Below are 26903 nucleotides of genomic sequence, written 5' to 3' on the forward strand. Positions count from 1 at the left end.
GATGAACCACCCGGTCCAATGAACCAGTAACACCCCTGATCCAATCAACCCGTAGGACCCTCCGACCGCCAACTCGATAGGAGTTCCCATGCCGCTCCACCAAGGTCCCGAGAAGCCCGACGAGCGACCGGTGTCCGTCAACCCCTTCTTCGGGGAGGCGAATCCGGTCGGGGGCATGACCGAGGCCCCGCCCAAGCACCGGCTTCCCGACGGCCCGCTGCCGCCCAACACGGCGTATCAGGTCGTCCACGACGATCTGATGCTGGACGGGAACGCGCGGCTGAATCTCGCCACCTTCGTCACCACCTGGATGGAACCGCAGGCCGGGGTGCTGATGGACGAGTGCCAGGACAAGAACATGATCGACAAGGACGAGTACCCACGCACCGCCGAGCTCGAGCGGCGCTGCGTGGCGATGCTCGCGGATCTGTGGAACGCGCCGGATCCGGCCTCCGCCGTCGGCTGTTCGACGACCGGATCGAGCGAGGCGTGCATGCTCGCCGGCATGGCGCTGAAGCGGCGCTGGATGCGGCGGAACGCGGACCGCTATCCAGGAGCGCGCCCCAACCTCGTGATGGGGGTGAACGTCCAGGTGTGCTGGGAGAAGTTCTGCAACTTCTGGGAAGTCGAGGCACGCCAGGTGCCCATGGAGGGCGACCGGTTCCACCTCGACCCACAGGCGGCGGCCGAGCTGTGCGACGAGAACACCATCGGGGTCGTCGGCATCCTCGGCTCCACCTTCGACGGGTCGTACGAGCCGATCGCCGAGCTGTGCGCGGCCCTCGACCAGCTCCAGGAGCGTACGGGCCTGGACATCCCCGTCCATGTCGACGGCGCGTCCGGCGCGATGATCGCCCCCTTCCTCGACCCGGACCTGGTCTGGGACTTCCGGCTGCCGCGGGTGTCCTCGATCAACACCTCGGGGCACAAGTACGGACTGGTCTACCCGGGTGTCGGCTGGGCGCTGTGGCGGACGGAGGCCGAGCTTCCCGAGGAGCTGGTCTTCCGGGTCAACTACTTGGGCGGCAACATGCCGACCTTCGCGCTCAACTTCTCCCGCCCGGGCGCGCAGGTCGTGGCGCAGTACTACACGTTTCTACGGCTGGGCCGGGAAGGCTTCCGGGCCGTTCAGCAGACGACCAGAGATCTGGCCCGCGGGCTCGCCGACCGGATCGAGGCGCTGGAGGACTTCCGACTTCTGACCCGGGGCGACGAGTTGCCCGTCTTCGCGTTCACAACGGCACCTCATGTGAGCACGTACGACGTCTTCGACGTGTCCCGGCGCATGCGGGAGAGCGGCTGGCTGGTGCCCGCGTACACCTTCCCGGCCAACCGGGAGGACCTGTCCGTCCTGCGTGTGGTGTGCCGCAACGGCTTCTCGGTGGATCTCGCCGACCTGTTCATCGAGGACCTGAGCCGGTTGGTGCCCCAACTGCGCAAGCTGCCGCATCCACTGACCCGGGACAAGGAGGCGGCGACCGGCTTCCACCACTAGGGCCTGTCCGGCGGAGGGTGCGGGTGCGGCTACTCCTGGTCGCCGGGGTGCGGTGTTCCCGTCGCGTACGGGTTCTCCTCGCCGTCCACCAGGACGCCGACGAAGGGTTCGCCCTCGCCGGCGAAGGTGTACGCGCCGCCCCGGATCCGCTCGATCAGGCCCCGGGTCCACTGCGCTCCGGAGTCGGCGGAGTGGACCCAGAAGTTCATGATCTCGCCGATGTGGCCGAGCTGTCCGGGGCCGTCCTCGGGGGTGTAGTACCCGGTGACGGACTTGCGCCACTCCTCGATGGCGCGCACCCGCTCCTGGAGGAGTTCGAGGGTCTCCGCACGGCCGAGGTCGACCATGAAGCCGAGCGCGGCCGAGAGGATGTCCGGTTTCTGGTCGTACGCGGTCAGCGACCGGCGCAGCAGCGTGAAGTACTCCTCGGTGCCCTGGTCCGTGATCTCGTACTCGGTGCGCGGCGGGCCGCCCGCCGTGGACGGGGCGATCTCGTGGGCGAGCAGCAGTCCCTGTTTCGCCATCTGCTTGAGCGCGTGGTAGATCGAGCCGGGCTTGGCGTTGGACCACTCGTGCGCGCCCCAGTACTCGAGGTCGTTGCGCACCTGGTAGCCGTGGGCCCGCCCGTGCTGGCGGACGGCACCCAACACCAGGAGACGGATCGCTGACATGCGGTCCAGGTTATGGGGGGCAGATGGGGGCGCGGAGGTCAACCCTCCTGCGCGCGGGCCACCAGCTCGAAGGCGGTGGCGCCGTCCAGGGACTCGCGGATGATGTCGGCGTGGCCGGCGTGCCGGGCCGTCTCACGGATCAGGTGGAGCGCCACCCAGCGCATCGAGACCCGTTCCCGGGGGAACCAGGGGGCTTCGGGCAGTGCGAAGGTCTCGTCGAGGCTGGGCACCGAGCGGATGAACGCCTCCGTCTCGGCGGCGACCTTCTCCCAGTACGCGAGCTGCGACTCGACGGTCTCGTCGCCGACGAGCGCGAAGCACTCGTGCCAGGTCGACTCGTCCCGCTCGACGGCGGGCGGCTCGCCCTTGGCGCGGGCGATCCAGGCCTGCTCGGTCTCGGCGACATGCTTGAGCAGTCCGGCGAGGGACAGTTCGCTCGCGCTCGGCCGGCTCGTGGCCTGTTCCGGTGTCAGCCCGGTCAGGGCCCGGCGGATCCCGCCGCGCTCGGCCTCCAAGAAGGAGAGCAGTGCTCCGCGCTCGTCACCGGGAGTCTCCGCCGAAACGTGAGTAACCATGATCGCCGCCTTTCATCGGGTCTTCCTGCCTGGCATCCCCTGCCTGACACCGACGAACGTACGGGCCCTTGCGGTCAGATTCTGTCCGCAAGGGCCCGGAGGCGACAAAGAGTCCCGGAACGGGAGGAGTGAGGAGTCCTGAAACGGAAGGGGGCCTAGAACGGGAAGAAACTGCGCCCGTGCTGGACCGAGATCCACTTCTGGGTGGTGAAGGCGTCGACGGTCGTCTCGCCGTTCAGGCGGCCGATGCCGGAGTGCTTCTCGCCGCCGAAGGGGACCAGCGGCTCGTCGTGGACGGTGCCGTCGTTGACGTGGAACATGCCGGTGTCGATCTGCTTGGCGAAGGCGACACCGCGCTCGACGTCGGCGGTGTGCACGGCGCCGCTGAGCCCGTACGGGGTGTCGTTGACGATGCGGACGGCCTCCTCCTCGCCGTCGAAGGTGACGAGGAGCGCGACCGGGCCGAAGATCTCCTGCTGGAGGATGGCGGAGTCGGCGGGCAGGTCCGTCAGGACGGTCGGCTCGACGAGGTTGTCGGTGGTGGCGCCGCGCACCAGAGCGGTGGCGCCCTCGGCGATCGCCTGGTCGACCGCGCCGGTGAGCGAGTCCGCCTGGGAGGAGTTGATGACCGGGCCGATGATCGTCTGGGGGTCGCTCGGGTCGCCGACCTTCAGCGTCCTGACCTTGGCGACGAACTTCTCGGTGAACTCGTCCGCGATCGAGCGGTCCACGAGCACGCGGTTGGCGGCCATGCAGACCTGGCCCTGGTGGACGTAGCGGCTGAAGACCGCCGCGTCGACGGCGTAGTCGATGTCCGCGTCCTCCAGGACCACCAGGGCGCTGTTGCCGCCGAGTTCCAGCACCGCGCTCTTGAAGTGCGAGGCGCAGACGGTGGCGACATGGCGGCCGACCTTGTCGGAGCCGGTGAAGGAGATGACCTTCGGGACGGGGTGCTCGATGAAGGCGTCGCCGATCTCGGCGATGTCGGTGATGACGACGTTGAGCAGACCGCCGGGCAGGCCCGCGTCCTCGAAGATCTTCGCCACCAGCGAGCCGCCGACGATCGGGGTGTTCTGGTGCGGCTTGAGGACCACGCCGTTGCCGAGCGCCAGGGCCGGCGCGACGGACTTCAGGGAGAGCAGGAAGGGGAAGTTGAAGGGGCTGATCACGCCCACGACACCAACGGGGACCCGGTAGAGGCGGTTCTCCTTGCCGTCGATCGGCGAGGGGAGGATCTTGCCCTCGGGGCGCAGCGACAGCTGGATCGACTCGCGCAGGAACTCCTTGGCGAGGTGGAGCTCGAAGCCGGCCTTGAGGTGGGTGCCGCCGAGCTCGGCGATGATCACCTCGGTGATCTCGGCCTCGCGCTCCTCGATGAGGCGCAGGGCCTTCTCGAAGACCGCGCGACGGGCGTACGGGTTGGTCGCGGCCCATGCCTTCTGGGCGCGCTGGGCGGCGCGGTAGGCCTCGTCGACCTCATCGACCGTGGCTATGGTGATCGACGCCAGCTTCTCGCCGTTGTACGGGTTGAAATCGATGATGTCCCAGGAGCCGGTGCCCTGGCGCCACTCGCCGTCGATGTACTGCCGGGCCAGTTCGGTGAAGTAGGACGACATGTGCTCCTCAATCCCCTTGCTGCCGAGGCAGACATCCGAGTCTGAGTCAGCAGACACATCCGATCAACGTCTGATCAGACGTCATCGTACTTGCGATCAAAGGGAGTTGGAGAGCACCTCCGAAGAGTCCACGAAGACTCACAGGCGAACAGGCTGTGAAGATTCACGGGAGGAGTCCGTGAAGACTCGGGGGAGGTGGTGGGGAGAAGTCAGGAGAGCTGGAGCAGCCCCCTCAGCAGGTCCCGGCTCTCGGACGGCCCGGGGCTGTCCTGCTGCAACTGCTTGAGCGCACCCTCGTACTGGGTGACGTCCTCGCGTTTGTCCAGGTAGAGCGCGCTGGTGAGCTGCTCCAGATAGACGACGTCCGACAGATCGGACTCGGGGAAGCTCAGGATGGTGAAGGAACCGCTCTCACCCGAGTGGCCGCCGAAGCTGAACGGCATGACCTGAAGTCGTACGTTCGGGCGCTCCGACACCTCGATCAGATACTGGAGTTGCCCCCGCATCACCTCGCGGTCGCCGTACGGGCGGCGCAGCGCGGCCTCGTCGAGGACGATGTGGAACTCCGGGGCCTTCTCGGAGACGAGGTACTTCTGCCGCTCCAGGCGCAGCGCTACGCGCCGCTCGATGTCGGCGGGCGAAGCGCCCCGCATGCCGCGCGCGACGACCGCGTGGGCGTAGGCCTCCGTCTGCAACAGGCCGTGCACGAACTGGACTTCGTACGACCGGATCAGGTGGGCCGCGCCCTCCAGGCCGACGTAGGTCGGGAACCAGCTGGGCAGGACGTCCGAGTAACTGTGCCACCAGCCGGCGACGTTGGCCTCCTTGGCGAGGGAGACGAGCGACGTGCGCTCGGCCTCGTCATTGATGCCGTACAGCGTCAGCAGATCCTCGACGTCGCGCGTCTTGAAGCTCACCCGTCCCAACTCCATGCGGCTGATCTTCGATTCGGAGGCGCGGATCGAGTAACCGGCCGCTTCCCGGGTGATTCCACGCGCCTCCCGCAGGCGCCGCAGATGTGATCCGAGCAGCATGCGCCGCACCACCGAGCCGCTCGACTCACCAGCGCTCACGTTCGTCCGCCTCCCCAACCGTCTTCAAGGGCCGAAGTCTGCCACTAAAACACTTCAAGCAGTACTCGTTCAGTTACAGAAACGGAGAGACTCCAAAGGTGCCACACAGGAAAAGATCGGTAGAGGGTCAACAAGGGGGAAGAAGGTGACAGAAGAAATGACCAAGAAAGGGTGGAGGAAGGTCTAATTCGGGCGCGTGCACGTGCATCTGCCCTTGCATCTGCTGTACGCATTCGGAACCATGGTCCCCGCGCCACCGCTGCATCGCAACGACCGCGAACACTCGGGAGTGCCTCGCATGGGGACGAATGGATCGACCATGCTCGAGCCCTTACGGCAGGGACTTCCGCCGCTCGACCCCGCGGCCGTGTCCAACGCCGCTTCCTGTGCGCTGCCCGCACGCTACGAAGCGGTGCGCGAAGCGCGGCAGTTCACCCGCAGAACGCTCGACCAGTGGGACATCGGCGAGCGCTTCGACGATGTCTGCCTGGTGGTCTCCGAGCTCGTGACCAACGCGCTGCGGCACGCACTGCCCTCGGACACACCCCGCCCGGACGACCAAGGGCCGCCCGTGCGGCTGCACTTGATGCGGTGGACCTCACGTCTGGTGTGCGCGGTACGCGACCCCAGTCACGACAGTCCGGTCGCGGGCGACTCGGAGGACTTCTCGGCGGAGTCGGGCCGCGGCCTGTTCCTGGTCGACTCGTTCGCCGACAGCTGGGGCTGGCACCCGCTCGCGGGCACCCTCAGCGGCAAGGTCGTATGGGCGCTGTTCCGGCTCCCACAGGCGGCCGCCGGCGGGGTTTCGACCGAATAGAGAACCGCGGCGCCTTTTGGCGCCGCGGTTCTACGCGCGTTACGCATCGCGACATGGCGGTCGCCGTCAGTTATGCCGGTTGCCCCACTCGAGTACGCGCCCACGCGGGCGGCGTCGGCTCATGTCAGCCGGCGACCAGGTGGTCGAACTCGCCGTCCTTGATGCCCAGGAGCATGGCTTCGATCTCGGCGCGGGTGTAGACGAGCGCGGGCCCTTCCGGGAACCGCGAGTTCCGCACCGCCACGTCCCCTCCGGGCAGTCTCGCGAACTCCACGCAGGAGCCCTGCGAGTTGCTGTGCCTGCTCTTCTGCCAGGCCACTCCGGTCAGCCCCGTCGCAGCCATGCCGTTGTACACGTCATCCAGGTCATCCACGTCGTACACGTCGTGGTCCACAGGTCGCTCCCCGGTCGTGCATTGGCCAATGTGGCCATTGATGCAGTGGCCAACTGCCCCGGATCATAGCTCTGTTCATGTGCAGATGCATGGGCAGATGCACGTGCACGGGGGGTGGCGCCACGGTTACAGCTTTTACCGCCATTTGACTACGGCGTGTTGACCACTTGACTACTGCCTGGTACTCGCCGGGCTGCTCCCGGTCCAGCGTGTGCCCCGGAGATCGCATGACATGCGCTCTCCAGCCCCCGTGCATGATCTTCCGCGCCATCATCCGTGCAGGGTCGTCCGGGTCGAATCCCTCATCCACTAGGAAGAGACGCGTACCGGGCCCTTCGAGTTTCAACGTTCACGTAATGGCCCAATCCGCAGGGTTCGCCGGATCGACCTCGGCCACCGGACGCGCGGCATCCGTTCCGGCTCGTACGCGAGAATCCGTGACGGGGCGACGACTCCCTCGGCACCATGACTCGACGGCTCCCCCAGAACATTCCTAGGTTCTCCCGATGTCTCACTCAGGGTGTTCGTGAATACGGCTGATAGCTTGCTGCGGTCGTTCCGGCGACCCCAGCGACACCATCACCCTTGGGGGCTTCAGTGACATCGGCGACTTCGGCGACCTTTCCGCGTCGGCGGACCCGGGGCGTGGCCATGGCCTTGGCCGCGGGTCTGGCGGGCGCGCTCGCGCTGACCGGCTGCAGCGGCGACTCGGGGTCCGACTCCGGGGCCGGGGCCGCGAGCCCCAGCGCGTCCGCCTCGGGGACGGCCGGCACGGGCGGCGACTCGAGTACCCCGTCCACCGCCGGCAAGCTGGAGGGCAGCTGGGCGGCCACGACCGGCGGCAAGGTCGTGGCGCTGGTGATCACCGGCAAGCAGGCCGGGCTCTTCACGACGGGCGGAACCGTGTGCAGCGGGACCGCCGGTGACGAGGCGGGCATGCAGATGATCCACCTCAAGTGCACGGACGGGAACAAGGACCGCACGACCGGCATGGTCGACTCCGTGAACAGTACGACGCTCAAGGTCACCTGGTCGGGGAAGCTCGGCAAGGAGTCGTACACGAAGGCGGAGGGCGGTCAGCTCCCGTCGGGACTGCCGACGGCGAGCCTGGGTTCCTGACCGGCCCGACCCCTCCCTGACCTGCCCTCACCTGTCCCGACCGGCCTCTGACAGCGGGCCGCGGAGTCCGTCGGACTCCGCGGCCCGTTCGCATGCCCGTCCACATGTCCGTTCGCGTGTCCGTCGCTCATTCCGTCGACTCAGGGGAGTTTTCTGGGCATACACGGCATGGGAGAGGTGCCTGACAGGGGGGTCGCGCAACGCATGCCCATCGGTCTGCGTGATGATCCATGAGCACCTTCACGAACCCAGGGGGAAACCCATGCGCGCCCTTCCGATCGCCGTCGTCGCCGCCGCGGCGGCACTCACCCTCACCGCCTGCGACAGCGGCGGCGACAGCAGCAGTGACAGCGGCAAGAAGGCCTCCTCCGCCGCCGCCTCCACGGCCTGCAAGATCGACCAGATCGGCATCCAGGTCGGCCCCGCCAACGCGGCCCCCGCCGCGGGCGACACCGGCAACGTGCCCGTCACACTCACCAACAAGAGCGCCGAGTGCACCCTCCAGGGCTTCCCCGCCGTCACGGTGCAGGACGGGGGCAAGAGCACGGACGTGCCCGAGGAGAAGGCCCCGAATCCGCCGAAGCTGACGCTGGCGAAGAGCGGCACGGCCTCCTTCACGATCACCTACGTGCGGGGCACGGCGGGCGACGGGAAGAGCCTCGACGCGACGGCGCTGAAGATCAGCCTGCCCGGCGCCGCCACCACCCAGAGCTTCAAGTGGTCGTACGGCCCCGTCGCCGGCAAGACCGGTGCGAGCGACCCGAACGCCTCCGTGAGCTCGTTCCAGCCCGCGGGCGACTGAGCGGATCCCGGCGGAAGCCGGGCGTCAGCGAAGCGGCGGACGTGCCCTGACCTGGGCGCGGTCCGCCGCCGCGGCCCCTTCCTGCCATCCGGCCGCGTCGTTGACGCCGCGCAGCCGGGTGGTGACGGTGTCCGGGAACATCCGCTCCATGTGGTCGTTGACGGCCACGTCACGGGCCGCCAGCACGGGCAGCAACTCCCCCGCCGGCGCCGCCGAGGCGACCTCCCCCTCGGCCCCCTCGGCGGCAGTCGCCAGCCGGTCGCCGATCCGGTGCGCGTACGCGGCCAGGAACGACTGCCGGAAGCTCTTCGTACGCTTCCTTCCTCCGGCCCGCTGGGCCGCCTCCGCCTTCGTCATCGCGGCCGTGGCCTGCACGAGCAGCGAGGTGTAGAGGAGCTCGACGGCCTCCAGGTCGGGTTCGAAACCGACGACGGTCGAGAAGCCGAGCGACTCGTTCCACACGGCACGACAGCGGTTCGCGTCGGCCACCGCGTCCAGCAGCACGGCCTTGGCCGTCTCGTACGGCGGCTCGACACCGATGCGGCAGGCGCCGGGCGCGTCCTTGGCGTGCGTACGGGCCGCTAGCAGCGCCTCGTCGATGCTGTGCCGGGCCATCAGCTCCTGCGCCTTGGCGCTCAGTGCCTCCGCCTCCTCCGGAAACCCGGTCGCCTCGGCCTTGGCGAGCAGCGCGCGGATGCGGGAGAGCATGCGGGAGTCCTGCGGGGCGGCCGGGTGCCGTGACGTGCCGTGCGGCCGGTGCGCGTCGAGCGGCTCGAGGGTGGGAAGGCGCAGCAGCAGCCGGTACAGCTCCAGCGCCGCGGTCGCCTGCGAGAAGCGGTCGGTGCGCGGGGCCCCGGCGTCCAGCCCTTCGAGCTGTGCCGCCCATCGCGGGCCCCGGGGCCGCCGGTCCCGGCCGGCCTCGGCGCGCACCAGTTGCGACACCAGCCGCAGGTGTACGTCGTCCAGCTCGCGTCGCACGATCCGTACGACGTCGGCGGGCTGCCAGCCGCGACGCCAGGCCGCTGCGACGAACTCCTCGCCGCGGCGGGCGAGTTCGGTGTCGGAGGCGGGGTCGGCGGCGAGCAGCGAGGCGCCCGAGTCGAGGGCCCCGTCACTGTCGGCGTAGAGCGCGGCCTCGAAGGCGCGCTCCACGGTGCTGGGCGTACTGCTCATGCGTCGATCGTGTCACGCCTGCCGAACCGGGCCGTCCACACCCTGTGGACAGTGAAGGCGGGAAGGGTGTCAACTTCGGGTTGACACCCCCTGCCTGTCAACTTACGGTTGACACATGACGACGAACCCACCCGGCAAGGCATCCGTACGTCTCGACGACCTCATCGAGGCCATCAAGAAGGTCCACACCGACGCGCTCGACCAGCTCCAGGGCGCGGTGATCGCGGCGGACCACCTCGGCGACGTGGCCGACCACCTGATCGGCCACTTCGTGGACCAGGCCCGGCGTTCGGGCGCGTCCTGGACCGACATCGGAAAGAGCATGGGCGTCACCCGACAGGCGGCGCAGAAGCGCTTCGTCCCCAAGGCCGAGTCGGACCTCGACCCCAGCCAGGGCTTCACCCGCTACACGCCCCGCGCCCGCAACGCGGTCATGGCCGCGCACAACGAGGCGAAGGCCGCGGGCAACGCGGAGGGACGCACCGAGCACCTCGTCCTCGGCCTCCTCTCCGAGCCCGAGGGGCTCGCCGCGAAGGCGATCACCGCCCAGGGCGTGACCCTGGACGCCGTCCGCGAGGCGGCGACCGCGGCGCTCCCGCCGGCGGCCGACGAGGTCCCGGAGCTGATCCCGTACGGCCCCGCCGCCAAGAAGGCGCTGGAACTCACCTTCCGCGAGGCCCTCCGCCTCGGCCACAACTACATCGGCACCGAACACATCCTCCTGGCCCTCCTGGAGTACGAGAACGGCAACGGCGTCCTCAGCGACCTCGGCATCGACAAGACAGCGGCGGAGGCCTACCTCGCGCGCGTGCTGGAGCTCATCACGGTGGCGGGACAGCAGAAGGACCAGCCGGACCAGCAGGATCAGAAGGACCGGAAGGATCAGTAGGACGTCGCGTCCGCGGCCGTTGTCAGACCCGCCTGCGAAACTCGGAATCATGAGCGACCGGTGGGCTCTCGGACCGGCCGAGGACGGTGGCGCGGAAGTCGCCCCCCTCGGCTCCGACGGGCTGCCCGCGGGGCCGGTGCGCAGGGAGGCGGACCTGGTCGAGGCCGTGCGGGGGCGGCCCGACGTGGTCCGGTGGGTCTGGCGGTCCACGGCCGACGTCTACCCGCGTCTGCTCGCCGCGGGGGTGCGAGTGGAGCGGTGTTACGACATGGAGGCCGCCGAGACGCTGCTGCTCGGCCACGAGGGCCGGCTCGGCGAACCCCGGTCGGCGGCCGCCGCGCTGGCAAGGCTGCGCGGCGGCCCCGTACCGCCGGATCCCCCGCAGCGCTCCGCCGAGCCCGGCTCACAGTCGTCCCTCTTCGAGCCGCGCCCGGTCCGCGTACCCCTGGAAGACCTCCTGGAGGTGTACGCCGATCAGCGCCGCCGCCACGACACGACGGCGCACCCGGAGCGCATGCACCTGCTGACGACGGCCGAGTCGGCGGGCATGCTGGTGGCCGCCGAGATGAACCGCACCGGTCTGCCGTGGCGCGCGGACGTCCACCGTGAGGTGCTGCACGAGCTGCTCGGCGAGCGGTACGCGGGCGGCGGTGAGCCCAGACGCCTCGCCGAGCTCACGGACGAGGTGTCGGCCGCCTTCGGCAGGCGCGTCCGCCCCGACCTGCCCGCCGACATCATCAAGGCCTTCGCGCAGGCCGGGATCAAGGTCAAATCCACCCGGCGGTGGGAGATCGAGACCATCGAGCATCCCGCCGTGAAGCCGTTGCTCGAGTACAAGAAGCTGTACCGGATCTGGGTGGCGCACGGCTGGTCCTGGCTGCAGGACTGGGTGCGTGACGGGCGCTTCCGGCCCGAGTACCTGCCCGGCGGGACCGTCACCGGCCGCTGGGTGACCAACGGCGGGGGCGCCCTGCAGATCCCCAAGGTCATCCGGCGTGCCGTCGTCGCCGACCCGGGCTGGCGGCTCGTGGTGGCCGACGCCGACCAGATGGAGCCGCGGGTGCTGGCCGCCATCTCGCGCGACCCGGGCCTGATGGAGGTCGCGGGCCGGGAGAGCGACCTGTACCAGTCGGTGTCGGACCGGGCGTTCGCCGGCGACCGGGCACAGGCCAAGCTCGCCGTGCTCGGCGCGGTGTACGGGCAGACGTCCGGCGACGGCCTGAAGAACCTGGCCGCGCTGAGAAGACGCTTCCCCCGGGCTGTCGCCTACGTGGACGACGCGGCGCGGGCCGGCGAGGAGGGCCGGCTCGTACGGACATGGCTGGGGCGGACCAGTCCCCCGGCGGCCGGCTCTTCCGACGCCGCCTCGGAAGAGGCGGGCATCCCGCAGGACGAGCCCGCCGAGACCCTGGCGGACCAGGGCTGGGTGCCGGGCTACGCCTCCTCCAACTCCCGGGCCCGCGGCCGCTTCGCACGCAACTTCGTCGTCCAGGGCAGCGCCGCCGACTGGGCGCTGCTGCTGCTCGCCGCCCTCCGCCGCACCTGCGGGGACCTCACCGCCGAGCTGGTCTTCTTCCAGCACGACGAGGTGATCGTGCACTGCCCGGCCGAGGAGGCGGACGCCGTCGTGGCCGCGATCCGGGAGGCCGCGGAGCTGGCGGGACGGCTGACGTTCGGCGAGACACCGGTCCGCTTCCCGTTCACGACGGCGGTGGTCGAGTGCTACGCGGACGCGAAGTGACCAGGACGGTGCCCCTGGAGCAGCAGGACCGCCGCTACTCCTCCCCCAGGAGTTTCCTCAGCTCCCCCACCACCGAGCTGTCCGTCCCGTCCAGCGCCGCGAGCGCCGACCTCCACAGCTCGTACGCCTCTCCGGCATCCCCCTGCGCGCGCAGCACCAGACCCAGTTGATGCCGGGCGAGCCCGCCGGTGTACCGGTCGGCGCGCTGATCGGCGCGGCGCAGCAGCAGATCGCACTCGCGCGCGGCCCGTTCGACATGCCCCACCCCGCGCAGCGCACGCACCAGCCCGAGCCGCGTCTGCGACTCCCCGTGCCAGTCGCCGTGACCGCCGAGGATGCGCAGGCTCTCCTCGAAGTGCGGTACGGCGGCGGCCGGTTCGCCGAGCCTCAGATGGGCGTAGCCGATGTTGGAGTGCGCGGAGTGCCGGATGATCACGTCGTCCATCGCGTCGCCGATCGCGAGGCTGCGCTTGTGGTGGTCGATGGCGGCCCGGGCGTCCGTGTGCTCGTACAGATTGCCGAGGTGGCTGTAGGTGATGGCCTCGGTGTGCGGGTCGCCCAGCTCCCGGGAGAGTTCGAGGCTCTGCAGCAGCGCCTCGCTGGACTCGGCGTGGCGGCCCAGCCCCTCGAGGAGCATGCCGCGGTTGTTCAGACCACGCCGGATCCACGACAGCACCCCGAGCCGCCGCCAGATCGCCAGCGCCTCGTCGTTCAGCGTGAGCGCCTCGCTCGCGCGGCCCGTCATGAAGTGCAGCCCCGCGAGGTCCCCGAGCGCGTACGCCTGCGCGGCCTCGTCACCCAGCCGCCGCGCCGCGCCCAGCGCGGCCCGCAGGAGCACCTCCGACTCCGCGACCCGGCCGCTGCGCTGGAGGTAGGGGTTGAGCAGCCGAACGAGCACGGGAACGTACGCGGATGTGTCCGCGTACCGCTCCACCAGCGCCACCACGTTCTCCAGTTCCAGATCGCCCCAGGTGAAAGCGTCCTTGGCGGTGCAGAACGGCGGGGTGGCCGCGGCGTCCACCGTGTGCGCGGCCGGCTGCGAGGCGGTCGGCCGGCTGCGGTCCTGGCGGTCGAGGCCCGGCTCGACGATCGCTTCGAGGGAGCGGGCGGCGACACCGGCGTACCAGCGCAACGCCCGCTCGGACACGCAGATGCCCGCGCCTCCCTCCGCGGGTTCCCCGTCCGTCGCGCCCGCGATCTCCCTGGCGAAGTGGCGGACCAGGTCGTGGGGTGCGTAGCGGCCGTACGCCGTCTCCTCCAGGAGCGCGACGTCGACGAGGCGGTCGAGGGCGGCCTCGGCGCGGAACTCGGCGATGCCGGAGAGCCGGGCGAGCAGGGGCGCGCCGTATACGGGGAGGTCGAGCGTGCCGATGCCGCGCAGCACGAGCGCCGCGTCCTGGTCGGCCTCCCGCTCCGAGGCGCGCAGCGCGTCGAGCGCGACGGCCAGGGATCTGCGGACGCTCAGATCGTCGTATTCCAGGTGGTGCAACCGCCCCTCAGTCGCGGTCAGTTGACCGGCGAGGGCGTCCGGCGTGAGCGCGCGGCGCGCGGCGAGGCGAGCCGCGACCACGCGGAGAGCGAGCGGGAGCCGCCCGGTGAGTTCGACGAGGGGGTGTGCGCCGTCGAGGCCGTTCACCCGACCGGAGACCGCGCGCAGCAGCGCCGCGCTGTCCTCGTCCGAGAGCGGCGCGAGCGGGAAGCGCCGGGCGCCGTCCAGCGCGGTGAGCGGCGAACGGCTCGTCACGATCACCGCGCACCCCGCGCCCGCCGGCAGCAGCGGCCGTACCTGTGCGGCGTGCGCGGCGTCGTCGAGCACCATCAGGGTGCGCGTCGGCGCGAGTATCGACCGGAGCAACGCGGCCGCCGCGTCGAGGTGTTCGGGGATGCGGCGCGGCTCGGCACCGAGGTCGCGCAGCAGCGCGGCGAGCGCCTGGCCGGGCGTGAGGGGGGTCATTCCAGGCGTGGCCCCGTGCAGGTTGACGTAGAGCTGGCCGTCGGGGAAACGTTCCCGCAGCCCATGTGCCACATGCAGCGCCAGCGCGCTCTTGCCGACTCCGGCCATTCCGCTGATGACGGCGACAGCCGGGGTGGGGGGTCTGGGGTGCCGGGCCGTGTCGAGAGCCAGGTTCAGTTCCTGGCGTAGGTCCCCGCGGCCGGTGAAGTGCGCGGGTGGGGGTGGGAGTTGGGCGGGCCGGGGTGAGGCCGGTTCGGTGGGGGTGGCCCGCCGCGCGTCGGCGGCCTCGTCCCGGTCGCGCTCGGGCCCGTCGCGCTCCCCCGCCCGCTCACGCAGGATCTCCAGATGCGCCTCGCGCACCGCGGGCCCGGGCTCGACACCGAGCTCCTCGACCAGGCGGGCCCGTAGATCCCGGTGGACGGCCAGGGCCTCGGCCTGACGTCCGGTGCGGTGCAGCACCAGCATCAGCAGTCGGTGGAAGGCCTCACGCAAGGGGTACTCGGCGACGAGTGCGGACAACTCGGGTGCGAGGGCGGCGAGTCGGGCGGGGCCGGGAGTGTTGAAGGCACCGGGGGCTGTGGAGGCGTCGGGAGCTATGGAGACGTTCGGGGCTGTGGAGGTACCGAGAGCCGTAGAGCGGACGCCGACGTCATCGGCGGCTACCGTTGCTTTTGCGTCGGCGGAGCCCCCGACGTCCCCGAAAACCCAGCCGACCCCGGCACCCCCCGCTCGCCCGGCACCATCGGTACCCTCGCCCGCACCACCGGCACCGGAACCGGAACCTCCGGCTCCCGGCCCCGCAAGTCGCAGTTCGGCCTCGTACCGCCACTCCAGGACGAGCAGCCGCGCCTCCTCCAGGCGCTGGACGAGCGCGTGTCCGCCGAGTTCGGGCGGGACCCCGCCGAGCGGTGTGCCGCGCCACAGCGCGAGCGCCGCCAGGGCCTCGCGCAGCGCCCGCTCCCAGTCGCGCTCGGCGTGCGCGGCGCGTGCGGCCGTGACGTGGGCCTCGAAGACGCGCACGTCCAACTCGCCCTCGTCGACCCGCAGGAGATACCCGGGCGGCATGGCCCGCAGCCGCTCCGGATCGTCGAGGAGCCGACGCAGCCGGGTGACGTGGTTCTGCAGCGAGGCCTGCGCGGAGGCGGGCGGCGCCCCGCCCCACAGCGCGTCCTTGAGCGCGTCCACCGAGACGACCCGGCCCGGCTCGAGGAGCAGCGCGACCAGCAGGGCACGCACTTTGCCGCCGCCGATCGAACGGACCTCGCCGTCGGCGTCGTACAACACCGGCGGCCCCAGCAGCCCGAACCGCAGCTCGTACCGCATAGCCCGCTCCACTGCCTTCCCGCTCGACCGGCCCGACCGGTTCAGACCGGTACCGACCACACCCATGGCGACTTCGCGCCTTCTTGCGGCGACTTCACGCCGACCGGCTTCCGGTTTCCAGGTTTCCGGATGGAAACCCGTTGGCGACATGTTAGCGATCCGTTGGCGCGGCCTGATGGGATCACTCCATCGGATCTGGCCCGACGGTGCGCGCGTACAACGCGTAACTCGGGGGAGTGTCGCCGCCGTGGCCGGATCCGGGGACAGAGAGGGCCCCGGTCGTCGGAGGTGAGCGACCGGGGCCCTCGTCCGCCCCCGGCCGTCCTGCCGCCTGTCGCCGACCGCCCATCGGCCGCCGGCCACCGTCAGATGACGGGCGGGCGTCCCAGTCGCGTCAGCCGCCACACGGTCCGCCACCGCATCGGCCGCCGCTCGCCGCCCGACTGCCGCAGCCCTTCCGCGAAGCCGCCGAACCAGGCCCGCAGCCCGCCCAGCGACCGTGTCCGCAGGAGCGTCAGCAGCATCCAGATTCCCAGGTGCACGGGGATCAGCGGGAGGGGCAGCCTGCGACGGGTGAGCCAGACCCGGTTGCGGGCGGTGACCCGGTAGTAGATGGCGTGCCGGGCGGGCGAGGTCTTGGGGTGCTGGAGCAGCAGTCCGGGCTCGTAGAGCACGGTCCACCCGTCGTCGACGGCCCGCCAGGCCATGTCGGTCTCCTCGTGCGCGAAGAAGAACTCGGCGGGCCAATCCCCGATCCGGGCGAGCATGGGCATGGACAGCGCGTGTCCACCGCCGAGGAACCCGGTGACCGGACCGCCCCGCATCGGGTCCTTGGCCCCGACCCGGGGCACGTGCCGGCGCTGGGTCTCCCCGTTCTCGTCGGCGATACGGAAGCCGACGATGCCCAGGCGCGGATCGGCGGCGTACAGGTCCCGCACCTTGCGCAGCACATCCGCGTCGACCAGCAGCCCGTCGTCGTCCAGCTCGACGACGACGTCCACGTCCGCGAACTCCCTGAGCCGGGCGAGGCCCACGTTGCGCCCACCCGGGCAGCCGAGGTTCTCGTCGACCTCGATGGCGGTCACCTCACCGGGCAGTCCCAGCCGCTCGGCGAACTCGGGCAGCGGACACCCGTTCCCCACGATCACGATCCGTGCGGGCGCGACGTCCTGCTTGGCCACCGAGGCGAGCAGCGCGTCGACCTCGTCGGGCCGGTTCCCCATGGTCACGACGGCAACGGCGATCCGAGGCCCCTCCGACACGACACCACTCCATCCCAGGCCGACAACTCTGCCCGCGATGCTAGCCGTTTACCGTGCGTCTCCCTCAGGTACGCCGCGTTTCCTCGTGCTCTCCGCATTTACTCACGCCGTACGCGGCTCTTCGCTTGCTTCTGCGCGGTCAGGAGCGAACCTACTCGGCGCGGGGCCACGGCACGGGATGCGCGCCCGGAGTCTCGTCGACTCTCACCGACGCTCGCCGACTCTTACCGAGCGCACACCCGGGCGGCCTCAGGCGGCGTACGCGCCCCGCACCTCGAACCGCTCGGCGGACGGCGGGGCGGCCAGCCAGCCCTTCAAGCCCGCCTGGAACTCACGGAACTCCTGGATCGCGGTCAGCGGATTCTCGATCCCGTCCGCGAGCTCCAGTTCCGCGAGATACGTGACTCCGTCGGGGAGCCGGTACGAGGCATAGCGCACACCCTCGGGCCGCGCGGCCTCGATCGCGGCGAACATCTTCCCCAGCGCCGCTTCGAGCGCGTCGACACACTCGGGCTTCACCGTCGCACGCACCATCAGAACGGCCATGTCGTCATCTCCTTCTCGTCCCTGTCACATATGTCATGCCTTGTCACACCTGCCACACTTGTCACACCGCTACCAGGGCGTGTGGGTGGCGCCATCTCCCTGACGCGCCCGCGGGCGGTTGTGTGACAGGGACAGAGGAGAGATCCCCGGCCCGTCAGGCGTCGGGGTCGAACGAGATGCCCGCCGGCATGGCCTTCGTGAGGTGGGCGGCGAAGTTGGCGTCCTTGAGACCGAAGTTGGCGCTGCCGAAGTCGTAGGCGCTCAGCTTGTCGCGCAGCCCCGCCGGGTAGCCGTTCCAGCCGACCAGGGCCGGGTACTGCCAGGTGTGGTAGCCGTTCTCCGGCGGCTCGTCGCCCGAGTTCGCGAGCCGGAAGTCGTGGGTGCTCAGACCGTCCTTGTGGTAGACGATCTTGGGGTGCGTGCCGTCCCACAGGACCTGGTCGGCGCTGTAGACGTTGAAGTCGCCGTGCGCGGACGTGGAGACGTACTTGGCCTGGTTGTTCTGCACCCAGACCGCCACGTGCTCCCAGTCGTGGCGGTGCCCGCCGATCGTGGCCTGGTCCTTCTCGAAGTAGAGGCCGTAGAGGATCACGCACCAGCCGTTGTTGCACTTCTCACGCGAGTAGCCGTTGGTGTTGTCGAGATCCGAGGTGTCGTGGCACTCGCCACTGAGCGAACCGGTCGGCTTGAGGCCCCCGTTGATGGTCCCGTCGGGACCGATGGCGGGCGTGGGGTAGCAGCCGTCGGTGTCGTAGTCGTACGCCGGCTGCCAGGTCTTCTCCAGGTCGTCCGCGTTGGCGGGCAGGGCCTTGGGCGGGGCGGCGAGCGCGCTGCCGGGGAAGGCGACGACGAGCGCGACGGCGCTGCCGAGGATGAGCGAGGCTCTGCGTACGCGCGAGCTCTTCTGCACTGCGTCCTCCTGAGGGACCGCGAGGGGGTGGGGGTGGGGCAAGCGGTTTCATTGGCATGCCCGGATCACCCTCACCTGACTCGTTGAGCGCTCAAGCGGTGCGGGGTGTCGCAGCGGTGAAAGATCAACTAACAAAGGGGCAGGCGAGTTGACGCCGAGTGGGGGGCGGGGCCCCGAAGGGAGCGGAGAACCAGCGACGCGACCAGCGAGGGACGAGCGACGTGACGAACGACGTGCCCCGACGAGCAACGCGCCCTACGGCATGCCCATCACCCCGGCCGAGACCTCGACCGGCATCACGCAGGCGGCACGGAGACGTCCGCGAACGACAACACGACCCCCTGGACCACACCAGGACGGGCCGGACAAACGACCCACCCTTGACCCCCCACCCTCCCCTCTCCCCCCTTCACCAGCTCACCCGCGCGGCCAGGGGCGCCCGTCGAGACGTTCGATGTCGCGGTTGAAGCGGCTGAGATAGGCGGCGAACTCGGCGACTTCCTCGGGATCCCAGTCGGTCATGATCTTCTCCAGACCGTCCAGGTTCTCGGCGCGATGGGCGTCCAGCCGGCGCCTGCCCTCGGCGGTGATGGTGAACTTGCGGGCGATGCCCCCCTCGGGGTCGGGCATGCGCTCGACGACCCCGGCCCGCAGCATCGCGGCGGTCTGCCGGTTGAGGGTGGACGCGTCCAGGCCGAAGGCCTCTCTGAGTCCACCGATGGACATCGGGCCTTCCACCTGAATGCGGCTGAGCAGGACGTACGCACTGCGGTCCAGCCGCTCCTCACTCATCCCGCGCCCCCGCGGGTTGAGCATGTGCATGTGACGCCCGAGCAGCATGGTCTCGAATTCCAGCAGGTCAAGTGGCTTGTCCACGCGAGGCATCCTTCGGCTCCCGGCTCGCTTCCCCTACAGGAAAGCTACCTCCCGCCAGGTATACCATCGCAATGTGTATGATGCACTAGGCATGCATGATGCACACTACGTGCACCATGCAATTCGCGTGCACCTTGCAACTCGTACGCGACAGGCCCGGATGCGCAGCACGGCAACAAGCCCGGAAAGAGCAACAGGGAGTACTCGTGGACAGTTCTCAGCCCGCAGCCCGCTCCGGCGGTGTTGTCGGCATCCTCGCCTTCGGCGGCATCGTGGCCGCGATCACCCAGACCCTGGTGGTGCCACTGATCGGGGAACTCCCGACCCTCTTCGACACCACCGCCTCGAACGCCTCCTGGGTCGTCACCGCCACGCTGCTCGCGGCTGCCGTGATCACCCCCGTCGCCGGCCGTCTCGGTGACATGTACGGCAAGAAGCGCATGCTTCTGGCCTCGCTGGTCCCGCTGGTCCTCGGCTCCGTGGTCTGCGCCCTGTCCTCCTCGGTCGTCCCGATGATCGCCGGACGCGGTCTGCAGGGCCTCGGCATGGGCGTGGTGCCGCTCGGCATCAGCCTGCTGCGCGACGTCGTACCGGCGGAGAAGCTCGGCTCGTCCATAGCGCTGATGAGCGCGTCCATGGGTGTGGGCGGCGCGCTCGGCCTGCCGTTCTCCGCGGCGATCGCCGAGAACGCCAGCTGGCGCGTGCTGTTCTGGGTCGTCGCCGCACTGACCCTCGCGGTCGCCACGCTGATCTGGTTCTTCGTGCCCGCGGGCCGCGAGAGCACCGCCGCGGGCAGCTTCGACCTGCTCGGCGCGATCGGCCTGGGCATCGCCCTGGTCTGCCTGCTCCTCGGAGTCTCCAAGGGCGCGGACTGGGGCTGGGGCAGCGGCACCACGCTCGGCCTGCTCGCCACCGCGGTCATCCTGCTGCTGGCCTGGGGCTGGTGGGAGCTGCGCACCGCCGAGCCGCTGGTCGACCTGCGTGTGACCGCCCGCCCGCAGGTACTGATGACGAACGCCGCCTCGATCCTGGTCGGCTTCGCGATGTACGCCCAGTCCCTCGTGATCCCCCAGCTGCTGCAGCTGCCCAAGGAGACCGGCTACGGCCTCGGCGAGTCGATGCTGGCCATGGGCCTGTGGATGGCCCCGGCCGGCCTGATGATGATGATCATCTCCCCGGTCGGCGCCAAGCTCTCCGCCGCCAAGGGCCCCCGGATCACCCTGACCGTCGGCGCCCTGATCATCGCCCTCGGCTACGGCATCTCCCTGCCGCTCATCGGAAACGGCTCCGCCCTGGGCCTGCTCGCCGTGACCATCGTCTGCAGCACGGGCGTCGGTTTCGCCTACGGTGCGATGCCCGCCCTCATCATGGGTGCGGTACCCCAGTCGGAGACCGCCTCGGCCAACAGCTTCAACACGCTGATGCGCTCGATCGGCAGCTCCGTCTCGGCCGCCGTGATGGCCGTGGTCCTGGCCCAGATGACCACGAAGTTCGGCCCGGTCTCCCTGCCCTCCGAGAGCGGGTTCCGCGTCGCCATGCTGATCGGCTCCGGGGTCGGCATCGCCGCCGCGATCGTCGCCTTCCTCATCCCGGTCCGCGCGGCGGCCGCCCAGCCGCAGGTCGAGCCCGCCTCGGACGCGGCCCCCGAGGCGGTCGAGGCGAAGGCCTGACCCCACCCGCGCACCCGAGCCACACTCTCGCAGCATTAAAGAAACCGCAGGTCAGTCCCCCTGTTCCCTTCGGGTGCGCCTTGCCGGCGTGAAAACATGGCTGCGGCGCCTGCCCGCCGACGCCGGTAGCTCGTTGGGACGTTGAGCCCGTAGGTCAGTCTGGTGCCGGGGCCGCAGAGGGGCCACGCACTGTTGCCATCGAGCACGCCGGTCAGATTTTCGCTCCCCCGCGGCCCCCTGGGCAGGCGTCGGCCCGTACGGATCGATACCAGGGAGTTGTGCATGGCGGACACCGACGACGGTGGCGTCGAGGAGATCGAGCAGGCCGAGGAGCTCGTGGCCCGTGTCGCGGCGATCGATATCGCCAAGGCGTCGGGCATGGTCTGTGTGCGGGTGCCGCACGAGGACAAGCCCGGCAAGCGCGTGCAGCGGGTCTTCAACACCGTCGCGACCAGCGGCGCGATCCTGGACCTGGCCGACCACCTGGTCTGCCAGGGCGTCACCCGGGTGGTGATGGAGGCGACGTCGACCTACTGGAAGCCGTACTTCTTTCTGCTGGAATCGCGTGGTCTGGAGTGCTGGCTGGTCAACGCCCGTGACGTCAAGAACGTCCCGGGCCGGCCCAAAACCGACCGCCTGGACGCGGTCTGGCTGGCCAAGCTCACCGAACGCGGCATGCTCCGGCCCTCGTTCGTACCCCCGAAGCCGGTCCGTGAACTGCGCGATCTGACCCGGGCCCGGGCCGTCATGACCCACGAGCGCACCCGCCACAAGCAGCGCACCGAGAAACTCCTCGAGGACGCCCAGATCAAGCTGTCCACCGTGATCGCCGACATCTTCGGCGTCTCCGGCCGGGCCATGCTGGAGGCACTGATCGCGGGCGAACGCAGCCCCAAGGCGTTGGCGGACCTGGCCCACGGCACCATCAAGGCCAGCCACAGCACCCTGGCCGAGGCCCTGACCGGCCGGTTCGAAGAACACCACGCCTTCATGTGCCGGATGCTGCTGGACACCGTCGACTACCTCACCGTGCAGATCGACAAGCTCACCGCCCGGATCACCCTGCGTCTGGCCGAGCTGTCCACCACCGAGGACGACGAAGGCCCCGGACAGGGCACCCTCATACCGATCACCGACACCGAACGCCTCGACGAGATCCCCGGCGTCGGCCCCAGCACCGCGCAGGTCATCCTCGCCGAGACCGGCCTGGACATGACGGTCTTCCCCACCGCCGGCCATCTCGTGTCCTGGGCGAAACTCTCCCCACGCACCCTCCAGTCCGGAAACAAGAACACCTCCGGCCCCACCGGCAAAGGCAACCCCTGGCTCCGCGGCGCCCTCGGCGAAGCAGCAATCTCCGCCGCCCGCACCGACACCTTCCTCGGCGCCCGCTACCGCCGCATCGTCAAACGCCGCGGCCACATGAAAGCCCTGGTCGCCGTCGCCCGCTCCATCCTGGTCGCCGTCTGGCACCTCATGAACGACCCGACCGCCCGCTACCGAGACCTCGGCCCCGACTTCCACACCCGCAACCTCGACCCGGCCCGCAAGAGCCGCGACCTCGTCCGCCAGCTCAAGGCCCTCGGCCACGACGTCACCCTCACCCCGGCAGCCGCCTGACATCCCACGACCCCACCGCCCCACACCAGCCCCCGACCGTCACCATCGAGGGGCTATCTCGCCATCCCCATCTGACCGTTGAGTTTTCCGGTCAGATCCCTGGTCTGCGGTTTTCTGGTGTTTTCCGGCCGTGGCGGTTCTCTGGCATTTCGGGCCGTGACCGAGCATCACCAACGGGCCCCGGCACCGGCGGACCCGGGCACCGTGCTCACCAGCACGGCGACGCAGACGAGTTACGGACCGAGCGGAGAGACGAGGCGGATCCGCCGGCACGGGGAATGGCGGACCGGGCCTGGCGGACCTGACGGAGACAGGGGCAGAACTAGAGCCTGTCCGGCGGATCATGCCGCAGACGCGGGGGTTGGCACGCCCTCCCCCAGAGGGGGTACCCCCAGCGGCGTTGTCGTCACTCGCCGACTCCCCCACTCTCGACTTCGCTCGAGCGGGGGGACCCCCATCGCGTCGACTCCCTCCTCCGCCTTGCAGCTGCACGCACCAACCCCCGCTCACCAGCGTCGATGAGGCGCCGCCTGTTTCCTGCGACTTGATCCGCCGGACAGGCCCTAGCGGAGCGAGGCCGGGCGCATGTCCGTCCAGGTGGCGTCGACATGGGCCAGGCACTCCTGGCGGGTGGCACGCGTCAAGGTCGGCTCCCAGCCCGCCGGGACCTCCGCGAAGGACGGCCAGAGCGAGTGCTGGCCCTCGGAGTTGACCAGGACGGAGAAGGTGCCGTCGGCATCCTCGAAGGGGTTCGTTGCCATGTCAGCTTCCTCTGCTCGGCGGTGCCTCGCCCCTGTGCGGCGGCGGGCGAACGTCACAATCCACTCTCCGCGATGACCTATATTCCCTCTCCATCGGTCCTACATATAGTGATTTGGATCAGAAAGGAGGCACATGATCACCTGGCGTGTGAGTGCCATGTGAACGCTTTATGGATCTTGGTTGATTATGCGACGCGGCAAGGCCCACAATGTCTCGGCGACTCCGGGTGGGGGACTCGGGGGAAGTGGAGGGCGTCTTGCACCGGATCGACTTCAGGCTGCTCGGACCGCTGGACGTACGGGTGGACGGGGAGCCCGTCAGACTTGGTGGTGGCCGTCAGCGCACCGTGCTGACGATGCTCCTCATCGCTCTGAACAGAGTGGTCTCCGTGGACGCCCTCATCGAGGCCGTCTGGGGCGAGGAGCCACCGGCCACCGCGCGGAACCAGGTCGCCATCTGTGTCACCGCGCTGCGCAAGACCTTCCGCACCTCGGCCGGCGTCGACGACCTGATCGTCACCTCCCACCCCGGCTACATCCTCGACCTCGGCGAGCATCGGATCGACATCCACGAGGTCGAGACCCGGGTGCGCAAGGCGCGGGAGCTGGCCCGGGCCGGCGACACCGTCCAGGCGTGCGCCCTGTTCACCGAGGCGCTCTCGCTGTGGCGCGGATCCGCGCTCGACGGGGCTGCGGGCGGACCCATCGACCACGAGGCCTCCCGGCTCGCCGAGTTCCGGCTGGAGCTGCGCGAGGAGCAGGCGGGACTGCAACTGCAGCTCGGCCAGCACCGTTCACTCATCTCCGACTTGGCCGCGCTGGTCCGCGAGCACCCGCTGCGGGAACAGGCCCGGGCCCATCTGATGCTGGCCCAGTACCGTTCGGGGCGGCGGGCCGAGGCGCTGGAGATCTTCCGCGAGGGACGCCAGGTGCTCGTGGAGGAGCTGGGCATCGAGCCCGGCGCCGAGCTGCAGGAGCTGCACGAACTGATCCTGCGGGACGACCCCGAGCTGACCCTGCCGCCGGAGCCCCAGGTCGCCCCGGAGCCGCGTACCGTGCCCGCGCAACTCCCTTCGTCGGCCGCCGCGTTCACCGGGCGCAGCCGGGAACTCGCGCTGCTCGACCGGCTGCTCGACGGGGAGGGCCAGGAGTCGCCGCTCGCCGTGGCGGCCGTCTCCGGCATCGCCGGGGTCGGCAAGAGCGCGCTCACGGTGCACTGGGCCCACCAGGTCGCCGGGCGGTTCCCGGACGGCCAGCTCTTCGCCGACCTGCGCGGCTACGACGAGTCGGACTCGCCGCAGGCGCCGACCGCCGTGCTCGACCGGTTCCTGCGCGCGCTCGGCGTGCCGGGGCCCCAGATACCGGGCGACCAGCACGAGCGGGCCGCGCTGTACCGGTCGATCCTGGACGGCAAACGGATCCTGGTGGTGCTCGACAACGCCCGGTCGTTCGCGCAGATCCGGCCGCTGCTGCCGGGCGGCCGCCACTGCTGTGTACTGATCACCAGCCGGGACGCCATCGACGACCTCACCGGCGACTACGACGTACACCGCATCGAGCTGAACGTGCTCGGCCAGGCGGAGGCGACCGCCATGCTCGGTGCGGTGGCCGGACCGGAGCGGATCGCCGCCGACCCGGAGGCCGCCGCCCGGCTCGGCACGCTCTGCGACCGGCTGCCGCTGGCACTGCGGATCGCGGGCGCCCGGTTGGCCGCCAAGCCCCACTGGTCGGTCCGGCACCTGGTGCGACGCCTGGAGGACCAGCGACGCCGGCTCGACGAACTCAGCCCCAACGAGGGCGGCGTGCGAGCCGGTTTCCGGCTCAGCTACCGCGATCTGCCGCCCGCGGCGGCCCGCATGTACCGGCGGCTCGGGCTGCTGACCATGCCCGACTTCGCGGCATGGGTCGGCGCGACGGTGCTCGACACCGACCCGATCGAGGCCGAGGACCTCATCGAGCAACTGGTCGACGCCCAGCTCCTGGAGGTCGCCTCGGGCCGCCCCGGCGAGCCGCCCCGCTACCGCTTTCAGGCCCTGCTGCGCCTGTTCGCCTGGGAGTGCGCCCAGGAGGAGGACACCCCGGAGGAGCGCGAGGGCGTCCTCGACCGGGCCCTGGACGGCTGGCTCTCGCTGTGCTGGGTCGCCTACCAGCGGTTGTACGGCGCCGAGTTCGCGTCCCTGGACGGGATCCCGGAGCCGAACCTTCCGCAGTCGCTGGTGGAGGAGCTGCTCACGGATCCGATGGAGTGGATGGAGGCGGAGCACAGCGCCCTGGTCGACGCGGTCCGGCAGGCCGCCGAGACCGGCCGGGCCGCCCATGCCTGGAAGTTGGCGCTGCTCAGCAACCCGCTGCAGGAGTCCCGCAACTATCTGGAGGAGTGGGAGATCTGCTCCGAGCGCGCGTTGGCGGCCGCTCAGCGGTGCTTCGACCGCCAGGGTGAGGCCAGCATGCAGCGGCTGCTCGGCGGGGTCGCGCTGCACACCCAGCGTTACGAGATCGCCGAGGGGCGGCTCAGGGCGGCCCTGCGGATCTTCGACGAGATCGGCGACGTGGCGGGCGCCGCCCTCACCCGGCGCATGCTCACCCACAACGCGCGGGTACGCGGCGACCTCGACCAGGCGCTGCGGGACGGCGAGGCCTCGCTACTCGGCTTCCGGGAGATCGGGGACGCCCGCGGCGAGTCGCACGGGCTCGGCGCCCTGGCGCAGATAGAGCTGGAGCGCGGAAACCTGGAGCGCAGCCTGCGACTGTCCACCGAGGCCATAGCCCTGAGCCGGGCGACGGGGCTGGTGCGCGGCCTCGCACAGTCCATCCTCCGCCTGGCCGAGGCACTGACGCGGCACGGCCGGCTCGACGAGGCGGCGAGCGAGTGCGACGAAGCCTTGAGGATCGTCCGGGAGCACGGCGACCGGACCGGCGAGGCCCACATCCTGCGGCTCGCGGGCGAGATTCTCTGGCGGCAGGGGAATCTGACCGAGGCGGAGGTGACCCTGCAGGAGGCGTTCACGATCGCCGACGACATCAGCGACCATCTGCTGCGGGCCCGGGCCGAGGCCAATCTGGGCTGCCTGGACCTGCTGGCCGGGCGGGACGGGGCGGTGGGCCGGCTGCGCCGGGCCAGGAACACCTTCGCCGAGTACGGCGCCAGACCACAGGGCGAACGGATCACCCTGGTCATGGACTCGTTGACCGCGGAGCATCCCCCGTACGGGCCGTCGCCCGAGGAGCTCCGGCAGTTACTCTCCGCGCACTGACTCTCTCGCCGAAACAGAGCGCCTGAACGGAGCGAGCCCCGCACCTGCGCCAGGTGCGGGGCTCGGTCACTCGGGTCAGCTCCAGGGGTTGTTCTCGTCGACGACCGCCGGGGTGTCGGCGATGACGACGACCGCCGGGGCCTCGACGGCCAGGACGGACGGCATCTCAACCGCGCCTGTGCCGCCGACCAGCAGGACACCGCCCAGAGCGGGCGCGCCGAGAACCGAGGCCAGGAAAGTGCGGGTGCTGCTACGCATTACTTCTCCCCCATATAAAAACAGTCATTCGTACGCCATGTGCGGGTGAACGTTTCGTTGACCGCCCCGACCGCTCGCCTTGTCTGCGGTGTGCCCGGTGCGAC

At 70.2% G+C, this 26903-nt stretch carries 22 protein-coding genes; 9 read left to right on the forward strand and 13 right to left on the reverse strand.

Features of this window, described 5'->3' with window-relative positions; genetic code table 11:
- The first annotated feature begins 88 nt into the window (after positions 1–88).
- Positions 89–1495 (forward strand): glutamate decarboxylase, encoded by a 1407-nt coding sequence (locus OG819_RS10750; protein WP_266649101.1) that lies wholly within the window; start codon positions 89–91, stop codon positions 1493–1495.
- Between the two features lie 29 nt (positions 1496–1524).
- On the opposite strand, the gene OG819_RS10755 is transcribed toward OG819_RS10750, so the two are convergent.
- The 4 genes from OG819_RS10755 to OG819_RS10770 all read right to left on the reverse strand — a co-directional run bounded on the left by OG819_RS10755 (position 1525) and on the right by OG819_RS10770 (position 5391).
- Positions 1525–2166: a PadR family transcriptional regulator gene (locus OG819_RS10755; protein ID WP_266584513.1), complete on the reverse strand. Its 642-nt coding sequence runs from the start codon at positions 2164–2166 to the stop codon at positions 1525–1527.
- 38 nt (positions 2167–2204) lie between these two features.
- The gene (locus OG819_RS10760; RefSeq protein WP_266627168.1) at positions 2205–2741 is read right to left on the reverse strand and encodes a DinB family protein; all 537 of its coding nucleotides are present in this window, start codon (positions 2739–2741) and stop codon (positions 2205–2207) included.
- Positions 2742–2896: 155 nt separating this feature from the next.
- Positions 2897–4357 carry an aldehyde dehydrogenase family protein gene (locus OG819_RS10765; RefSeq protein ID WP_266627166.1) on the reverse strand — a complete coding sequence of 487 codons (1461 nt, stop codon included), beginning with the start codon at positions 4355–4357 and terminating at the stop codon, positions 2897–2899.
- Between the two features lie 209 nt (positions 4358–4566).
- Positions 4567–5391 carry a helix-turn-helix transcriptional regulator gene (locus OG819_RS10770; RefSeq protein WP_266652656.1) on the reverse strand — a complete coding sequence of 275 codons (825 nt, stop codon included), beginning with the start codon at positions 5389–5391 and terminating at the stop codon, positions 4567–4569.
- A gap of 337 nt (positions 5392–5728) precedes the next feature.
- On the opposite strand from OG819_RS10770, the gene OG819_RS10775 reads away from it, so the two are divergent.
- Positions 5729–6247, forward strand: coding sequence for an ATP-binding protein (locus OG819_RS10775; RefSeq protein ID WP_266627164.1), 519 nt, complete (start codon positions 5729–5731; stop codon positions 6245–6247).
- 124 nt (positions 6248–6371) lie between these two features.
- Here the strand turns inward: OG819_RS10775 and OG819_RS10780 are convergent, their stop codons facing one another.
- Positions 6372–6641 (reverse strand): DUF397 domain-containing protein, encoded by a 270-nt coding sequence (locus OG819_RS10780; protein WP_266437923.1) that lies wholly within the window; start codon positions 6639–6641, stop codon positions 6372–6374.
- 651 nt (positions 6642–7292) lie between these two features.
- Here OG819_RS10780 and OG819_RS10785 point away from each other — a divergent pair.
- Both OG819_RS10785 and OG819_RS10790 read left to right on the forward strand, forming a co-directional pair.
- Positions 7293–7760 carry a hypothetical protein gene (locus OG819_RS10785; protein WP_266634563.1) on the forward strand — a complete coding sequence of 156 codons (468 nt, stop codon included), beginning with the start codon at positions 7293–7295 and terminating at the stop codon, positions 7758–7760.
- A 262-nt stretch (positions 7761–8022) separates the two neighbouring features.
- The gene (locus OG819_RS10790) at positions 8023–8562 is read left to right on the forward strand and encodes a DUF4232 domain-containing protein (RefSeq protein WP_266649103.1); all 540 of its coding nucleotides are present in this window, start codon (positions 8023–8025) and stop codon (positions 8560–8562) included.
- Between the two features lie 24 nt (positions 8563–8586).
- Here the strand turns inward: OG819_RS10790 and OG819_RS10795 are convergent, their stop codons facing one another.
- Positions 8587–9735: a DUF2786 domain-containing protein gene (locus OG819_RS10795; RefSeq protein ID WP_266649105.1), complete on the reverse strand. Its 1149-nt coding sequence runs from the start codon at positions 9733–9735 to the stop codon at positions 8587–8589.
- A 115-nt stretch (positions 9736–9850) separates the two neighbouring features.
- On the opposite strand from OG819_RS10795, the gene OG819_RS10800 reads away from it, so the two are divergent.
- Together OG819_RS10800 and OG819_RS10805 are read left to right on the forward strand one after the other, a co-directional pair.
- Complete coding sequence (locus tag OG819_RS10800) at positions 9851–10624, forward strand: Clp protease N-terminal domain-containing protein (protein ID WP_266627157.1); 774 nt, start codon at positions 9851–9853, stop codon at positions 10622–10624.
- Positions 10625–10673: 49 nt separating this feature from the next.
- The gene (locus tag OG819_RS10805) at positions 10674–12365 is read left to right on the forward strand and encodes a bifunctional 3'-5' exonuclease/DNA polymerase (protein ID WP_266627155.1); all 1692 of its coding nucleotides are present in this window, start codon (positions 10674–10676) and stop codon (positions 12363–12365) included.
- A 34-nt stretch (positions 12366–12399) separates the two neighbouring features.
- On the opposite strand, the gene OG819_RS10810 is transcribed toward OG819_RS10805, so the two are convergent.
- The 5 genes from OG819_RS10810 to OG819_RS10830 form a co-directional block, all read right to left on the reverse strand.
- Positions 12400–15642, reverse strand: coding sequence for a BTAD domain-containing putative transcriptional regulator (locus tag OG819_RS10810; protein WP_266649107.1), 3243 nt, complete (start codon positions 15640–15642; stop codon positions 12400–12402).
- Positions 15643–16007: 365 nt separating this feature from the next.
- On the reverse strand, positions 16008–16904 hold the full coding sequence (locus tag OG819_RS10815) for a glycosyltransferase family 2 protein (RefSeq protein ID WP_266437942.1): 897 nt from the start codon (positions 16902–16904) through the stop codon (positions 16008–16010).
- Positions 16905–17153: 249 nt separating this feature from the next.
- Positions 17154–17450: a hypothetical protein gene (locus OG819_RS10820; RefSeq protein WP_266437945.1), complete on the reverse strand. Its 297-nt coding sequence runs from the start codon at positions 17448–17450 to the stop codon at positions 17154–17156.
- Between the two features lie 154 nt (positions 17451–17604).
- Positions 17605–18360, reverse strand: coding sequence for an NPP1 family protein (locus tag OG819_RS10825; RefSeq protein ID WP_266627149.1), 756 nt, complete (start codon positions 18358–18360; stop codon positions 17605–17607).
- Positions 18361–18777: 417 nt separating this feature from the next.
- Positions 18778–19236 carry a MarR family transcriptional regulator gene (locus OG819_RS10830; RefSeq protein WP_266649109.1) on the reverse strand — a complete coding sequence of 153 codons (459 nt, stop codon included), beginning with the start codon at positions 19234–19236 and terminating at the stop codon, positions 18778–18780.
- Between the two features lie 206 nt (positions 19237–19442).
- On the opposite strand from OG819_RS10830, the gene OG819_RS10835 reads away from it, so the two are divergent.
- Entirely contained in the window at positions 19443–20906 is a 1464-nt protein-coding gene (locus tag OG819_RS10835) for an MFS transporter (RefSeq protein WP_266649111.1), read from the forward strand.
- A 282-nt stretch (positions 20907–21188) separates the two neighbouring features.
- Positions 21189–22526: an IS110 family transposase gene (locus OG819_RS10840; protein ID WP_266647905.1), complete on the forward strand. Its 1338-nt coding sequence runs from the start codon at positions 21189–21191 to the stop codon at positions 22524–22526.
- 563 nt (positions 22527–23089) lie between these two features.
- Here OG819_RS10840 and OG819_RS10845 read toward each other — a convergent pair.
- Positions 23090–23287, reverse strand: coding sequence for an MbtH family protein (locus OG819_RS10845; protein WP_266649113.1), 198 nt, complete (start codon positions 23285–23287; stop codon positions 23090–23092).
- A 257-nt stretch (positions 23288–23544) separates the two neighbouring features.
- Here OG819_RS10845 and OG819_RS10850 point away from each other — a divergent pair, with 257 nt between their 5' ends.
- Entirely contained in the window at positions 23545–26541 is a 2997-nt protein-coding gene (locus OG819_RS10850; RefSeq protein ID WP_266649115.1) for a BTAD domain-containing putative transcriptional regulator, read from the forward strand.
- Positions 26542–26616: 75 nt separating this feature from the next.
- Here OG819_RS10850 and OG819_RS10855 read toward each other — a convergent pair whose 3' ends face one another.
- Positions 26617–26799 carry a hypothetical protein gene (locus tag OG819_RS10855; RefSeq protein WP_266649116.1) on the reverse strand — a complete coding sequence of 61 codons (183 nt, stop codon included), beginning with the start codon at positions 26797–26799 and terminating at the stop codon, positions 26617–26619.
- Between the last annotated feature and the right edge of the window lie 104 nt (positions 26800–26903).

It is taken from the genome of Streptomyces sp. NBC_01549, from assembly GCF_026339955.1.
GTDB lineage: Bacteria > Actinomycetota > Actinomycetes > Streptomycetales > Streptomycetaceae > Streptomyces.